This is a genomic window from Spirillospora sp. CA-128828, from assembly GCF_050945415.1.
Classification (GTDB): Bacteria; Actinomycetota; Actinomycetes; order Streptosporangiales; family Streptosporangiaceae; genus Spirillospora.
Genome location: NZ_CP191986.1, coordinates 1,908,710 through 1,923,169 on the forward strand (window position 1 = coordinate 1,908,710; position 14,460 = coordinate 1,923,169).

The following is a 14,460-nucleotide window of genomic DNA, read 5'->3' on the forward strand; positions in this document are numbered from 1 at the left end:
GTTCTCCTCTCCTCGTACGCCTACCGGGTTAGCTGACGGGTTCGGGCCAGGAGTCGCCCTACGACGTGCGTCGATTCACCCCAGGGGGTTTGGGTCCCCGGTTCTCCCGCGATCGGGAGATTCGGCGTTCCGGCCGCAGCCCCGGGGGGAGGGGCTCCGGACGACCGGATCACGGGCAGATTACAAAGGATGAGCAAAGTTGGCCAATCGGGGCTGCTGTGAGCGCTGGTGCGAACGACGCGTAAAGGGTGGTACGCACCGCCGAGTAGAATGGATCGGTGCCGCGCGTCTGCGGCGACTCCCGAACTCTCACGCAAGGCGAACCCGCATGCCCATCTCCACGCGCGACGACCTCCGGAACGTCGCGATCGTCGCCCACGTCGACCACGGCAAGACGACGCTGGTCGACGCCATGCTCTGGCAGTCCGGGGCCTTCCGCGAGAACCAGGACGTCGACGACCGGGTGCTCGACTCCAACGATCTTGAACGCGAGAAGGGGATCACCATTCTCGCGAAGAACACCGCCGTCAAGCACAACGGGCTGACGATCAACATCATCGACACCCCCGGCCACGCCGACTTCGGCGGCGAGGTCGAGCGCGGGCTGTCCATGGTGGACGGCGTCGTCCTGCTGGTGGACGCGAGCGAGGGCCCGCTCCCGCAGACCCGGTTCGTGCTCCGCAAGGCGCTCGGCGCTCGGCTGCCGGTGATCCTGGTCGTGAACAAGACCGACCGTCCCGACGCCCGCATCGACGAGGTCGTGGACGAGACGTACGAGCTGTTCATGGACCTCGACGCCGACGAGGACCAGATCGACTTCCCGATCGTGTACGCGTCCGGCCGAGCCGGGCGGGCCTCGCTCGGCAAGCCCGCCGACGGCGACATGCCGGACAGCGACGACCTGGAGCCGCTGTTCAAGGTCATCACCGAGACGATCCCGGCGCCGTCCTACGACCCGGACGCGCCGCTGCAGGCGCACGTGACGAACCTGGACGCCTCCAGCTACCTCGGCCGGATCGCGCTGTGCCGGGTGCACGCCGGCACGATCAAGAAGGGCCAGCAGGTCGCCTGGTACCGGCACGACGGCAGCATCGAGCGGGTGCGGATCACCGAGCTGCTGATGACCGACGCGCTCGCCCGCAAGCCCGCCGACGAGGCCGGGCCGGGTGACATCATCGCGATCGCCGGCATCCCCGAGATCATGATCGGCGACACCATCGCCGACGCCGACGACCCGCGCCCGCTGCCGCTGATCACGGTGGACGAGCCGGCCATCTCGATGACGATCGGCACCAACACCGGGCCGATGGCCGGCCGCGAGAAGGGCACCAAGGTCACCGCCCGCATGGTCAAGGACCGGCTCGACCGCGAGCTGGTCGGCAACGTGTCGATCCGGGTGCTCCCGACCGAGCGTCCCGACGCCTGGGAGGTGCAGGGCCGCGGCGAGCTGGCCCTGGCGATCCTGGTCGAGAACATGCGCCGCGAGGGCTACGAGCTGACCGTCGGCAAGCCGCAGGTCGTCGCCAAGGACGTCGACGGCAAGCGGCACGAGCCGGTCGAGCGGCTCACCGTCGACATCCCCGAGGAGCACCTCGGCGCCGTCACGCAGCTGATGGCGGTCCGCAAGGGCCGCATGGAGCACATGACGAACCACGGCACCGGCTGGATCCGGATGGAGTTCCTCGTCCCGGCCCGGGGCCTGATCGGGTTCCGCACCGAGTTCATGACCGAGACGCGCGGCACCGGCATGGCGCACCACGTCTTCGAGGACTACGAGCCCTGGTTCGGCGAGCTGCGCACCCGCCCGTCCGGGTCGCTGGTCGCCGACCGGTCCGGCGCCGCCACCGCGTACGCGATCACGAACCTGCAGGAGCGCGGGACGTTCTTCGTCGGCCCGACCACCGAGGTGTACGAGGGCATGATCGTCGGGGAGAACTCCCGCTCCGACGACATGGACGTCAACATCACCAAGGAGAAGAAGCTCACGAACATGCGCTCCTCCACCGGCGACGAGCTGGAGCGGCTCACCCCGCCCCGGAACCTGTCGCTGGAGGAGGCGCTGGAGTTCTGCCGCGAGGACGAGTGCGTGGAGGTCACCCCGACCGCCGTCCGTATCCGCAAGGTCGTCCTGGACGCCAAGGAGCGCGAGCGCACCCGCGCCCGCACCAAGCGGGCCGGCTGACCGGAGAAGACCAGGCGTTACGGCGGACCGACGTTACGGCTGACCGCGGTGGACCGAGCTTTCCGGCCGACCGAGCGCCGAAGGGGACGGGGGCCGTCCGGTACCGGGCGGCCCCCGTTCGCATGTCCGGACCATGAACGGCGGCGGCCCCGGGGATCGGATCCCCGGGGCCGCCGTTCGCCGTAGCGTACTGCTCAGGCCAGCTGGATGGTTCCGGTCACGTCGGCGGCCAGGCGGAGCTGGTCGCCGTCGCGGAGCGGGGCCTCCACACCGCGGGGGAGCCGCTCGCCGTTGACGAACGTCCCGTTGGTCGAACCCTCGTCGCGCACCCACGCCGTCCCGGACGGGTCGAGCCACACCGTCGAGTGACGCCGCGACACGTTGTCGTACTGCGTGAACGTGGCCGCCACCGGCGACTGGCCCGCGTCGCGGCCGAGCACCAGGTGCTGCCCGACGGAGACCTTGAGCTCACCCGTCGGGAACTGCACGCGCAGGACGGGCGTGCCCTTCTGCGGCAGCGGGCGCAGGCACGAGTCGCACTGCGCGGCGCCCGGGTTGGCCAGCACCGCCTCGCAGTACGGGCACATGAACGCCGTGCTGTCGGGCGCGGCCGGGCGCGGCTGGTTCTGCTCGTGCGGCAGCAGCGTCGCCTCACGCCCGTGCGGCGGCAGCGGAGGCTGGCCCCCGTGCTGCGGCTGCGGGGGCTGGCCGTACTGGGGCTGCTGCTGCGGCGGGCCGAACTGGTGGTCGCCCCCGCCGGGCTGCGGGGCGCCGTACTGGTCCGGGGGCTGGTACTGCTGCTGCGGCTGGCCGTACTGGTCCTGCGGCTGCTGCTGGTACGGATCGGGAGCCGGCTGCTGCTGTTGCGGCGCGCCCCACTGGTCCTGGGGCTGCTGCTGTGGCTGCGGCGCCCCCCACTGGTCCTGGGGCGGTTGCTGCTGCGGCTGCCCGTACTGCTGCTGGCCCTGCTGGGGCTGCTGCCCGTACTGCTGCTGCCCGTGTCCCTGCTGCCCCTGGCCGTACTGGTCCTGGGGCTGCTGCTGGTACGGATCGGGGGCCGGCTGCTGCTGTTGCGGCGCGCCCCACTGGTCCTGGGGCTGCTGCTGTGGCTGCGGGGGCCCCCACTGGTCCTGGGGCTGCTGCTGCGGTGCCCCCCACGGGTCCGCGGGCGGCTGTTGCTGTTGCTGCTGCCCATACTGCTGCTGCCCGTGTTGCGGTTGCCCATGCTGGGGCTGGCCGTGCTGGGGAGGCCCGCCGTACTGCTGGCCCCCCTGCTGCGGCCCCGGCGGCGGAGGTACCCGCTGCGGGTCGTATCCGCCCTGGCCCTGCTGCGGCGCGCCGCCACCGGCGCGCGCGAGGTTGGCCCCGCAGCTCATGCAGAGCAGGTCGCCCGGCTGGAACGGTTCGTCACAGACAGGGCATTTCAAGGTCGCCATGACACATCCCCCGAGCGCACCCCGGCGCGGTCGAGCCTCGACGTGAGGTGCTCCATGTCACCTCTTCGCGGGATCCCGATGTAGTACACCCGCCTTCCCTCCGGCCCTTCGTCCACGGACACCTGTACTCGGGGCCCTGTTCCTTCTCCAGTCTTCCCGACGCCGGCCACCGTTTCGTACCGTTCGCGTCCCAGCGGGGACAGCGGCACGACGCGCTGGTTGGCCGACCCTCTCCAGAGTAGAGAGCCGTCCCCGGGGTGTCGCCCCCCAGGGTTGAGCCGGTCGACGTACGGCCCCGTGATCACGGCGTCACACATGTCCAGGATCTCGCGCGTCTCACCGGTGCGCGAGAGCCGAGAGTAGACATATCCGCTGTAAATCAATATGTCCAACTTAATCGTCTCACGGCCGAGGGTGTCCCGCCACGCGCGGATCCCACGTAGCAGGGTAGCCAGCGCGGCCGGCTGCTGGAACGGTTCCCCGCCCGAGATGGTCACCCCGTCGACCGGTTCCGGCAGTGACGCGAGCCATCCTAGGACCGCCTCGACGGGAACCGCCTTCCCCGGGTCGGCCTCCCAGGTGTCACGGGACAGGCAGCCGTGGCAGTGCAGCGTGCAGCCCTGCGTCCAGATGCCCGCCCGGGTGCCCGGGCCGAGGGTGGTCACCGGATAGTGCGCCTTGGCGAGCAGCAGCGTCTCGCCGGGGCCCTCGTCCGCCGGACGTCCCGGGCTCACTGGAGGTCCAGATGGACGATGCTGCCCTCGCGCCGTACCCCGGTCACAGTGATCTTCTCGTCCGGGACGAGTTCCCGGTCGAACAGCGCGCGCGCCAGCGGGTTGACGAAGTGCGACTCCAGGGCCATCCCGATGCCGCGCCCGCCCTTGTCGAGCTCCTCCGTGCACCATCCGCGGAGCGTCTCCAGCGCGTCCCCCTTCACGACGAGGACGAGCCGGTGCTCCTCGGTGACCCGCCGGCAGATGTTCGCGAACTGCAGGTCGAAGATCTTGTGCGCCGCCTCGCCGGAGATGAAGTCGAACACCACGATGTTGTCGCCGAACCGGTTGAGCAGCTCCGGCCGGTTCAGGACCTCGGTGAAGTGATCGGCGACGGCGCCCTTGATCCGCTGCTCGACCTCGTCGTAGGACATCCCCGGTGTGATGTTCTGCACACGGTCCGGGGCGCCATGGGCGGCGTCCCGGGTCGTGAGGTCCCGTCCCGGCACGAATAGGCCGAGGTTCGAGGTGAAGATCAGGATCGACTCGGAGAAGTGCACGGTGTTGCCGCGCCCGTCGGTGAGCCGGCCGTCCTCCAGGATCTGCAGGAACTTGTCCAGGATCCGCGGGTGCGCCTTCTCGATCTCGTCGAAGAGCATCACCCGGAACGGGTCCTCGCGGACGGCGTTGGTCAGCTCGCCGCCGGCCTCGTGCCCCACATAGCCGGGCGGCGACCCGATCAGCCGGTCGCCGGAGCCCTCACCGGAGAACTCGCTCATGTCGAAGCGCAGGTAGGCCGACTCGTCCCCGAAGACCAGCTCGGTGATCGCCTTGGCCAGCTCCGTCTTGCCGGTGCCGGTCGGGCCGGCGAAGAACAGCACCCCGCGCGGCCGGCTCCCGGACCTGGTCGCCTGCGCGCCCGACAGCCCGAGTACCGCCCGCTTGAGGATGTCGAGGGTCTTGGTGACGGCCTGCGGCTGGCCGATCACCCGCTCCGGGACGCGTTTCTCCCCGTCCAGCACCCGGCGCCGCAGATGGCCGCGGCTCCACGGGTTGTCGAGCACGCCGAGCTTGTAGGTGCGGACGGCGTCCGGCAGGTCGGCGAGGTCGACGTTGCGCTCCTTCGCCAGCCGGGTCACCTCGATCATCGACTGCAGGGTGAGCCCGTCGGCCTGCTCGGCGAACGCGTCGCAGGCGGCGGCCGCCACCTCGTCCGATCCGACGTCGCTGACGCCGAAGGCGCGGGCCAGCAGCCGCGCGGTCTCCTGCCGGTCGCCGAGGTGCGGGCGCGGGATGGTGATCTCGCGGATGTTCTCGTTGTCGGCCGTCAGCCACGGCGGCAGATCGCCGGGCCGCTCCACCAGCCAGATGATCGGGTTGTAGAGCGGCTTCGGCCGCGCCCCCGTCACCCGCACGGGCCGGGCGCTGCGCGACAGCTTCGTGCAGAAGCGGAAGAAGTCACGCTCGGCCGGCTCCAGGTCCGTCGGGGTCCGGGCGATGCGGGACGCCGAGTCGATCACGAACGCGGCGCGGACGTTCTCCTTCGGCCGGGCGATCGCGGCCAGCTGCCGGGTCAGCGCCTCCAGCGACGGCTTCTCGTCCGGCTTGATCTTGCCGAGCAGCGTCTCGGCCGCCTGCGCCGCGTCCCCGGCTCCCTCCGGGTACACCTGCAGGCCGTCCACCGGGTCGTAAACGATCATGCAGGACGCGCCGCTGGACCGCAGCGTCTCCCACAGCAGCCCGCGCAGCGGCAGCAGCCGCGCCGGGCCCCCGCCCTCCTGCGGCGGCGCGAGGAAGCTGTCGTGGAGGTTTCCGGACAGCACGTACTGGGAGTGCACCGACAGTGTCGCGTCCAGCTCCCGGATGAACGGCGGCCAGCCCTGCAACCGGCCCCCGAGGGTCGGAGATTCAATGCTCATCCGTGCTCCTCCGTGGGAGGCGGCGCCCCCGTAGCCCCCGGTTCGCTCCGCTCATCCCGTCGACTCCACTCCGCTTCGCCGGTGCGCCCCCCGCACCTCACTTGTGACGCTCGCGAGAGCGTACGCGTTGCCCCGCACGGCTCCCAGTCTGCCGTGACTCCGCCGGAACGGGCAGCTCACGCACCCCGGGCTCCAGCCGCCAGGCCACGTCGGAGCGGATCCCGGCCTCCGCCAGGCGCTCCCGGGCGGCCTCGAACGCGGTGCACCACTCGCGCTCCCGCTCGACGTCCACCCGCCGGTCGTCCTCGCTTTCGGCGGGGCGCTCGCGCACCATCGAAGCCCGCACGTGGGCGGCGCCGTCCACGCGCATGCGCACGCTGTGGTCGGGCCAGGCGCCCTTGGTCAGCGTCACGGTGCCGTCGTCGGCGGTCAGCGTCTCGAACCCGGCCTGGACCTCGTACCCCATGTCCTCGAACGCGGCCGTGATCGAGCCGAGGACGTAGCGGCGCTCGGCCTCGGCCTGCTCGGCGGCGTCCTGCTGGGCCGCCCGCCGCCGCTCCTCGTCCCGCCGCTCCCTGGTGCGGCGGTTGGCGTCCTGGATCCGCAGCCGCACCTCGTGCAGGACGCCCTCCGCCTCTTCCGGCGTCGCCACGCCGGCCAGCAGCCCCGCGGCCTCCACGACCGCCCGGCGCTCGGCGTCCTCCGCGTCGGGCAGCAGCCGCGTCATGATCCGTTCGAGGTGGTCCCGGACGTCGCCGGTCCGCGGTGGCGGCGGCGCGCCGCGCCGGACGTCCGCCGTGAGCCCCTCGGCCGGGACCTCGAAGATCTGCGTGCCGACCTGGGCGGCGAGATGCTCGGACAGGTGCCGCTCGGCCTCGTCCAGGACGGGGTCGGTGGCGGCGCACCAGGCGATCAGCTCCTCGGGGGACCGTTCGCCCGGGTCGAGCCGGCCGGGCAGCGGCACGTTCGCGCCGATCTTCGCGCGGGTCTCGGTGAGCGCGGCGATGCGCGCGTTGCGCTCCACGACCTCGCGCAGCGCCCGCTCGTGCGTCTCGGCCTCGGCGAGCGCCGCGGCCCGCGCCTCGGCGCGTCCGGCGGCGAGCGCGGCCAGCGCCTCCGTGCCCCGTCCGGCGAGGCCCGCGCCGCCCCCGAGGAGGCGTGTCATGCCGAGGCTGAGCACCACCGCGGCGTCCAGCGCGATGTCCGCGTCGATCCCGCTGCTCAAGGGGCTCCCCCGTTCGTCCGTTCCTGCCGCCAGCGGTGCAGCCGCACACCCGCCGCGAGGGCGTGCGCGGCGGGGGCGGCGACGAGGACGAGAGCCCACAGCAGGCTCGCGATGGAGGTGACCGCCGCGAGCAGCAGAAGGAAGAGGAGCAGCGGCACCGTCGCGGCGATGAGCACGCACCCGCAGCCGCGCCGCCCGGTCCGCTGCGCGGCGCCCGACATCGTCTGGGACGCCGAGGACAGCCCGCGGCCGCCCGCGCCGAGGATCCCCGAAAGGATCCCCCACGGCCCGTGGGGGAGGTAGTCCTTGCCCTGCACGCGCGCCAGGAGCACCTCGCCGCCGCACTGGACCGCCCAGGCGAAGAAGGAGAGGGCCGCCAGGACGCCGAAGGAGATGCCCGAGGAGGAACTGTGCAGGCCGACCGACGCCGTCCCGTCATCCTCGCCGCCGCCGAACAGGGAGCCGATCACCCAGCTGCCCAGCAGCCAGAAGAGCAGGAACGGCAACGTCAGCGCGACGGCCTTCCCCGTGGCCGCGTTGCGCCCGGCGAGCCGCCGTCGTTCGCGGTCGGCCCGGTGCGTGCGGAGCGCCTCGTCCCGCTGCTCGGCGGCGTGCCGTTCACGCGCTCGCGACTCGCTCGCCGCGACGGCCTCGGGAGCGGCGCGCGTCAGAGCGAGCAGCCGCAGCGGGTCGTCGCCGGCCCCGTCCGCCATCCACGCGAACCACGGGACGGGCTCGGGGACCGACGCGCGCGCCCGCGCCGCGCCCTCGGCGATCAGGCGGTGGCCCTCCGCCGGACGCGCCGCCAGGGCGAGCAGCGTCAGGAGAACGACGGGCGGGTCCTCTGCCCCGGCGTCGGGCAGGCGCCGCGCGAGACCCGGCGGCGTGGCTCCCTGCCCGCGCAGCCAGCGCGCCAGGTCGTTCCACGCCGACGCGTGGGCGCGCCACTGGTCGTCGACCCGGGCGAGGTCCTCGCCACCCTCGAATCCCGCGAACACCCGCAGCAGGCCGTGCTCCCACAGCCCCCGCCCGATGAGGCAGGCGGTGCGGTGGTCGGGATGGCGCCGGTCATCGGCCAGGGCCGCGAGGCCGGGCAGGTCGGCGGCGGTGACCCGCCGGCCGAGGAAATGCGGGGGCATCGCCGGGTCCAGCCACCGCACCAGGTGGACGAGCTTCACATCCGGCGGCAGGGCGGTCATGAGGTAGTCGTCGACGAGCGCGATGCGGCCGTCGTCCGGGACGTCCGCGAGCCACTCACGCAAGCTCCGCCAGGCTTCGCCCGTTTCTCCACGCCCGAAGAAGTACTGGGCGGCGTGGTCCCAGTTCTCGACAAGGGCGCGCGCCAGCTCGCCCCTGTCTGTGTAGCGCCGCCCCCGGAACGGCAGCCCGCTGCCTGCAGAGACGGTCTCTTCGGCGACCTGCGGTGAGCCCCCGTCCAGCCAGGCCTGGATCTGCTCGCCCGCCCACCTTCTGCGCGGGTCCCGGGTCAGCAGCCCCTGGCACAGCAGCCGCAGCCTCGGGTCGGGAACGTCGTCCGCGCTGACCGGCCGCGTCGCGAGATGGTCGACCACGACCGTCTCGCTCAGCCCCTGGAACGGCGCCCGGCCCGTCGCCAGCTCCCGGACGATCATGCCGAGCGACCACCAGTCGCGCGCCGGCGACACCTGGCCGGACAGCGACTCCGGCGCCGCGTAGGCCAGCGTCCGCGACGACGAGGCGAACACCACGCTCTGGTCGAGGACCTTGCTCAGCCCGAAGTCGGCGATCGCGAGCCGCAGCGGCTCCTTGCCCAGCACCAGGACGTTCTCGGGCTTGAGGTCCCGGTGGACGATGCCCGCCCGGTGCAGCGCCGCGAGACCGGCGGCGAGCTGCGCGGCGACCTCGCCGGCCGTCTCCCCGGGAAGCGGTCCCTCCTCCATCAGCGTCCGCAGGTTGCCGTCCGGCACGTAGGCGGCGACCTCGTAGTCGCGCCCGTCCGCGTGGCCCGTCTCCAGGACGCGCAGCACGTTCGGCGAGTCCAGCGTGGGCAGCTTCGCCCACACCTCCCGGTCGGCGCGGTACCCGCGGCGGAAGATCTTCGCCACGTACTCGCCGCCGTGCTCGTCCCGCACCAGCAGCAGGTCGGACTCGGCGCCCGTCACGGGCAGCTCGGCGACCACCGTGTACCGCTCGCCGAGCACGGCCGGCAGCCGCATGAGCGGACCCCCGGGAGCGTGCCCCTCCCGCCGGGTCTCCGCGGCCGGGCGCTGCCCGGGCACCCGCGCGTCCCGCCGCGTCGTCCCGGCATCCCGCCGGGTGTCCCGCGGCGGTGTGCCATCGAACTCGCCCACAGCCGTCCCGTCCAGCCCTTGTCCTCGATGGCCCGAAGGGGCCGCTACAGGAGACTTTAGAGCCTGGCCCGCGCCCCCGCCGGAACCCGCCGCACGGCGATCCCGCATCGCGCGAGGACCGTTCGTGCGGCCAGGCTCCCACACCGGAGTGCCGGGGCCGTGCGGCCCCGGCACAACCGGGCTGAGCGAACGGTGAGGACCGTGCCGGGTCAGGCGGCGGGCGCGCCGGTCGGCTGTGCGGACCGCACCTCGGCCTGGCTGGGCTTGGCGGCCAGCCCCGGAAGGCCCGTGGTCGCCGCCCGCAGGCGGGTGATGGAATCCGGTCCGAGGTCGCCCAGCATGATGTCGTAGGCGAGGTCACGGACCGTGTCGGCGCCGAGCACCGAGTGGAGCATGGCACCGATGGTCTCGGTGAGCACCCGCTCGTAGGCGTCGAACTGCACCGTCTCGGCCACCGCCGGGTTCCACTCCAGCTGGTCGCCCGCGGTGACGTGGAGCTGCAGGCCCCCAGTCACCGGGTCCACCTGGTCCAGATCGATCTCGGCGGCGGCGTGGCCGCGGGCCGCCGGGGTCCCGTCCTCGGTGAACAGCAGCGCCGGGACCGTGAAGGTCACCCGGTCGGCCGCCTTGCGCGGGCGTGCCGCGTTGCCGCGCGGCACGGGCGGGACGTCGATGCGCTCCAGCTGGGAGAGCATCCGGAACGTCGCCAGGCCGAGGATGCTGTTGAGGGCCAGCGCGGTCGCCCGGGTCACCGTCTCCATCTCACCGGGCTTGCGGGTGAGGTAGCCGCTGAAACCGTAGGCGATGATGCGCTCGCGGACCGGGGAGCGCAGGAAGATGCGCAGCCGCACCCCCGCGACCGGGAGCTCGAACTCGGTATCGGCGTCGGACAGCTCGGACCGGACGTAGCCGCCCTCCGACCTGGCCAGCTTGCCGGCCAGGGTCAGCTCGCCCTCGTTGCCGTTGCGGGCGAGGGTGAGGACGTAGAGGTCGCCGTCCAGCTCGGTGATCACCTCGTCGCCGAGGACGACCGACAGGGCGCGCGCCGTCTCGTTCAGGCCGTGCAGAGTCCTGCGGGGCATTCGCAGCCGCAGCTGGTTCTGCGCCGTCACCCTCCCGTCGACGGTGCTCTCGACGTGCTCGACCTCCCGCTCGGCCTGCTTGCCGGTGTAGTTGCGCAGGCTGAACGCCACGACCTCGTTGTCCGTCCGCACCCCGCACGTCGCCTTCAGCGCCTTCTTGGCGCTGAGCGGGTACGGAAGATCCTGCCGGACGTTCTTGGTCGCGTCCACGAACACAGGGACGTCGTCGTCGAAGAGGCGCCGGACGTAGAATTCTTCCTTGGTTTGTGCTGGCACTTCTGCACCCTTCTCCGTGTCCTGCCGCCGACCGCGCGAACGGCCGGCGGTAACGTCGGCACCCGGCCGCTTCCGGCCAGGTGCGGCACCGGTGGCACTGGTCCGGTGTCCACTCCTCACCCCTTAACCGTTTCGGGCCAGGTCGGATCGGCAAGTACCAGAGAATCAGACGACAGCGTCCAGGCCAACGAAACGCAAAGAAAGACGTGCGAGTCGCCCCACTGCCGGGACGGTCATGCGTGACACACGGGGGCGGCACACTACAAAGGAGACCTGATGCACCAGTTGAGCGATTACGTGCTGGCCGTTCGGACGACCGGTTCACCTCCGGCGATCGAAGGGGTCAAGTCGGTCGACCTGGTTCCGGGCGAGGACGATGACGTGATCGCGGCGACCATGGCCGGGCTGCGGGCGAGCGGCCTGACCGCGGCGGACTTCCGATCCCGGGTGATCTTCCTCGCGCCCGAGAGCCCCGACTGCCTCATTCCGTACGCGGCCCTGTGCGGGTTCGCCGGCCGCCGCGTCGACGCCTACGCCGGCGGGACCGTCCTGGAGTTCTCCCGGCTGGACCCGAAGGGTGAGGCGTTCCCCGACGCGGGCCGGCCGCCCGGGCACCTGATGTGGGGCCAGGTCGGCGGTCCGGACGCGGAAGGCGTCCCGACCGTGCAGGTCGGCTCCGGCTCGCAGCAGCTGGTCGCGCCGGAGGCCGCCACGGTGATCCGGTACGCGGCACGGCTGCGCATGGTCCCGCCGGAGTCGGCGAGGGACGCGCTGGCCACCTTCGTCCTCGTCGCGGCGCTGCGGCGGCGGTCCGACGACCGCTTCCCCTACCTGTCCACCGGCACCGAACCCGTCCCGATCGTCAAGGACGATCCGGCCCAGGGCGTCGACCTGGAGAAGCTGCGGCGGGAGGCGGGCAAGTACCGCCAGGAGCTGCGGGCCGGACGCCGCGCCGCCGACATCGTCGCGCCCCTGCCCGTGTCGCCGCACAACCAGCGGATCGCCGAGGCCAAGGCCGTGGACGTCCGGACGGTGCTGACGCGGCTCGGGTCCTCGTCCGACGACGAGAACCTGTGGCACTGCCCCCGCCCGCGGCGGCACAGCAACGGCGACGAGAACCCGTCGATGAAGGTGTACGGGGACAACCGCACCAGATGCCACCGCTGTGACGCCGAGAAGGTCGGCCCGATCCGGCTGGTCGTCGACGTGCTGGGCGTCACGCCGGACGAGGCCGCGAGCTTCATCCTGGACTCCGACCGCGTTGTGGACATGCGCACCGCCTGAACGGTCCCGGACGGCCGGGGGCCGTCCGGGCAGGGGGAATCCGATGGCCGATTCGCAGGGCCGCGTGAACGTGGTGCTGCTGACCGTGGATGGAGCGGACGTGGGCCTCGTTCACCGCAGTGTCCTCGAGCGGGTCGGCGAGATCGCCGGCCGGCTGGGCTGCCGCAGCGCCGTGGCACTGGGCAGCCCGCCGGTCTCGTTCGCCGGTTCCTGCCTGCCGCGGCTGCGGCGCGACCTGGAGCAGATCATCGCCTTCTCGGACGCGGCCCGGCGCACGGGCTGGGTGCTCGGGGAGATCGCCGTCGCCCCCGGCGACCGGGCGATGCCGGTAATGGACACGGAGCAGGGAAAGCTCTGGGTGCATCCGGTCCGCGGCTTCGAACTGCACGGGGAGACCGGCGTCCGGCGGGTCACCGAACTCGCCGACGTGCCCGGGACCCCGAAGCGCACCTCTCTGGGCCGCCTCATCGCGCCGCTGGCCGAGGCCGCGGCCCGTGCCCGGGTGCTCGAAGTGGGGGACTGGGAGCACAAGGGCGCCGTACACCTGGGCTGACGCGCCATGGGGCGCCGCCCGCCGCAGACGTGGCGGGCGGCGCCCCATGGCGTTTCCGCAGAGACCCGGCCGCCACCTCCGCGGCGGCGTCACCACCGCGGAGGCGGGCCGGCCAGTGGTCTGGGCGGCCTTGGCTATCTCAGCGGTCGACGAGCTTCTCCGGGGCCGCGGAGGGGCCGGTGACGGCGAACCGCAGCGCCGGCTGGAACTGCGTCTCCGGGTTGGCGATGAGGGCGCCGACCTGACCCGCGGCCGCCATCTCCTCGGCCACCGCTCCCGGACGCACCCCGAGCACGTAGTCGGCCTCCATCGGGCTCACCGCGGTGACGCACCCGGCGGGCAGCGCCGCGTAGGCCCCGAGGAAGACGCGGCTGCCGTCCGGGATCAGCGAGGCGAGCGCGCGGATGACGATCCGCGCGGCGGGGCCGGTGACGGTCACCGCCTGCATCTGCCCGAGCGCCCCGCGGATCCGGGCGATCTGGTCCTCGGTGACGACTCCGCCGGCCAGCAGGACGTCCGTGTTCGGCACCGTGCCGTCCCGCCGGCTGATCACGACGGAGTCGCCGACCTTCGAGACGACGAGGCCCCTCTTCTCCCGCGAGGCCGCGATCGTCTTGACGGCCCGGCGGGACGCGGTGAGGTTGGGGAACCCGGGGATCTGGCGTATGCCGTTCGCTCCGCAGACGGTGACCTGGGTGCCGTGGACGTGCACCTCGTCGATCGTCTCGTCGCGCATCAGCTCACCGAGCAGGTGGGTGCCGTTCAGGACGTGGTAGACCCTGCTGGCCATGGCCGGATCCCCGTCGGTGTGCCGGGTGAGCACCTCCAGCCAGAGTTCGGCCACCCGCGGGCGGAGCGAGGTGGCGATGCGCTCCGCGGTGGTCCACGCCGGATCCGCCGCGGGCGCGGCCTGCGCCGTGGCGCCGTTCACCTCCCGCGAGGTCTGCGCGGTCTTCGGAGCCTGCGGGGGCGCCGCGGGCTGCGCCGCCTGCCCGGCCGGCGCGAAAGGCGTGCTCGGCGGAGCCGACGACGCCCGTGCGGACGACGGAGCCTGTCCCGCCTCCGGGGCCGGCGTTTCCGGTGCCTGCGCGACCTTGACGTCCGTGGGGGGCTGTTTCCCCGCGGCGTCCTCGGGCTTCTTCGGCTTCCGCCCCTGGGTCTTCGGAGCGGCCGGCGGCGCGGCGGGCTGCGCCGCCGCGGGCGGGGCGCCGCCGGCGGAGTCGTCCCAGGCGGAGAACAGTGAGGCCCAGTCGTCCTGCGGCTTCTGCTCCTCGGCCCCTGCCGGGGACTCCGGGGCGGCCGTGTCCGCCGGGGCGGCGGCGCCGTTCACCAGGAGCTGGTCCTGCGCGGGGCTCTCTTCCGGCTCGTCCTCCGGCTCCTGGCCGACGCCGATGGCCGCCCAGAAGTCCATCCCGGTGGCGGGCTCATTTTGCGCTGGCATATGGCCGTTTCCTTTCTTC

Annotated in this window: 11 protein-coding genes and 1 riboswitch; of the genes, 4 read left to right on the plus strand and 7 right to left on the minus strand. The window is 72.8% G+C overall.

Annotated elements, in window-relative coordinates:
- Position 1: 1 nt before the first annotated feature.
- A riboswitch (cyclic di-AMP (ydaO/yuaA leader) is annotated at positions 2–137 on the minus strand.
- Positions 138–328: 191 nt separating this feature from the next.
- Positions 329–2,182, plus strand: coding sequence for a translational GTPase TypA (gene typA, locus ACQPXG_RS09670; protein ID WP_433467287.1), 1,854 nt, complete (start codon positions 329–331; stop codon positions 2,180–2,182).
- 194 nt (positions 2,183–2,376) lie between these two features.
- Here typA and ACQPXG_RS09675 read toward each other — a convergent pair whose 3' ends face one another.
- Positions 2,377–2,769, minus strand: a complete 393-nt coding sequence (locus ACQPXG_RS09675) for an FHA domain-containing protein (RefSeq protein ID WP_433467288.1) — start codon at positions 2,767–2,769, stop codon at positions 2,377–2,379.
- Between the two features lie 45 nt (positions 2,770–2,814).
- On the opposite strand from ACQPXG_RS09675, the gene ACQPXG_RS09680 reads away from it, so the two are divergent.
- Positions 2,815–3,702, plus strand: coding sequence for a hypothetical protein (locus tag ACQPXG_RS09680; RefSeq protein ID WP_433467289.1), 888 nt, complete (start codon positions 2,815–2,817; stop codon positions 3,700–3,702).
- On the opposite strand, the gene ACQPXG_RS09685 is transcribed toward ACQPXG_RS09680, so the two are convergent.
- The 5 genes from ACQPXG_RS09685 to ACQPXG_RS09705 all read right to left on the minus strand — a co-directional run bounded on the left by ACQPXG_RS09685 (position 3,606) and on the right by ACQPXG_RS09705 (position 11,163).
- Positions 3,606–4,352, minus strand: a complete 747-nt coding sequence (locus ACQPXG_RS09685) for a 4Fe-4S single cluster domain-containing protein (protein WP_433467290.1) — start codon at positions 4,350–4,352, stop codon at positions 3,606–3,608. The genes ACQPXG_RS09680 and ACQPXG_RS09685 overlap by 97 nt on opposite strands.
- Positions 4,349–6,250: an AAA family ATPase gene (locus ACQPXG_RS09690; RefSeq protein WP_433467291.1), complete on the minus strand. Its 1,902-nt coding sequence runs from the start codon at positions 6,248–6,250 to the stop codon at positions 4,349–4,351. The genes ACQPXG_RS09685 and ACQPXG_RS09690 overlap by 4 nt, the downstream gene beginning before the upstream one ends.
- 97 nt (positions 6,251–6,347) lie before the next feature.
- A complete protein-coding gene (locus tag ACQPXG_RS09695) occupies positions 6,348–7,475 on the minus strand; it encodes a response regulator receiver protein (RefSeq protein ID WP_433467292.1) in 1,128 nt (375 codons plus the stop codon).
- Complete coding sequence (locus ACQPXG_RS09700; protein WP_433467293.1) at positions 7,472–9,805, minus strand: protein kinase domain-containing protein; 2,334 nt, start codon at positions 9,803–9,805, stop codon at positions 7,472–7,474. The genes ACQPXG_RS09695 and ACQPXG_RS09700 overlap by 4 nt, the downstream gene beginning before the upstream one ends.
- A gap of 209 nt (positions 9,806–10,014) precedes the next feature.
- A complete protein-coding gene (locus tag ACQPXG_RS09705; RefSeq protein ID WP_433467294.1) occupies positions 10,015–11,163 on the minus strand; it encodes a hypothetical protein in 1,149 nt (382 codons plus the stop codon).
- Between the two features lie 276 nt (positions 11,164–11,439).
- On the opposite strand from ACQPXG_RS09705, the gene ACQPXG_RS09710 reads away from it, so the two are divergent.
- Positions 11,440–12,447, plus strand: coding sequence for a hypothetical protein (locus ACQPXG_RS09710; RefSeq protein ID WP_433467295.1), 1,008 nt, complete (start codon positions 11,440–11,442; stop codon positions 12,445–12,447).
- A gap of 43 nt (positions 12,448–12,490) precedes the next feature.
- Positions 12,491–13,000 carry a hypothetical protein gene (locus ACQPXG_RS09715; RefSeq protein WP_433467296.1) on the plus strand — a complete coding sequence of 170 codons (510 nt, stop codon included), beginning with the start codon at positions 12,491–12,493 and terminating at the stop codon, positions 12,998–13,000.
- Positions 13,001–13,139: 139 nt separating this feature from the next.
- Here the strand turns inward: ACQPXG_RS09715 and ACQPXG_RS09720 are convergent, their stop codons facing one another.
- On the minus strand, positions 13,140–14,441 hold the full coding sequence (locus ACQPXG_RS09720) for a hypothetical protein (protein ID WP_433467297.1): 1,302 nt from the start codon (positions 14,439–14,441) through the stop codon (positions 13,140–13,142).
- Positions 14,442–14,460 lie beyond the last annotated feature (19 nt).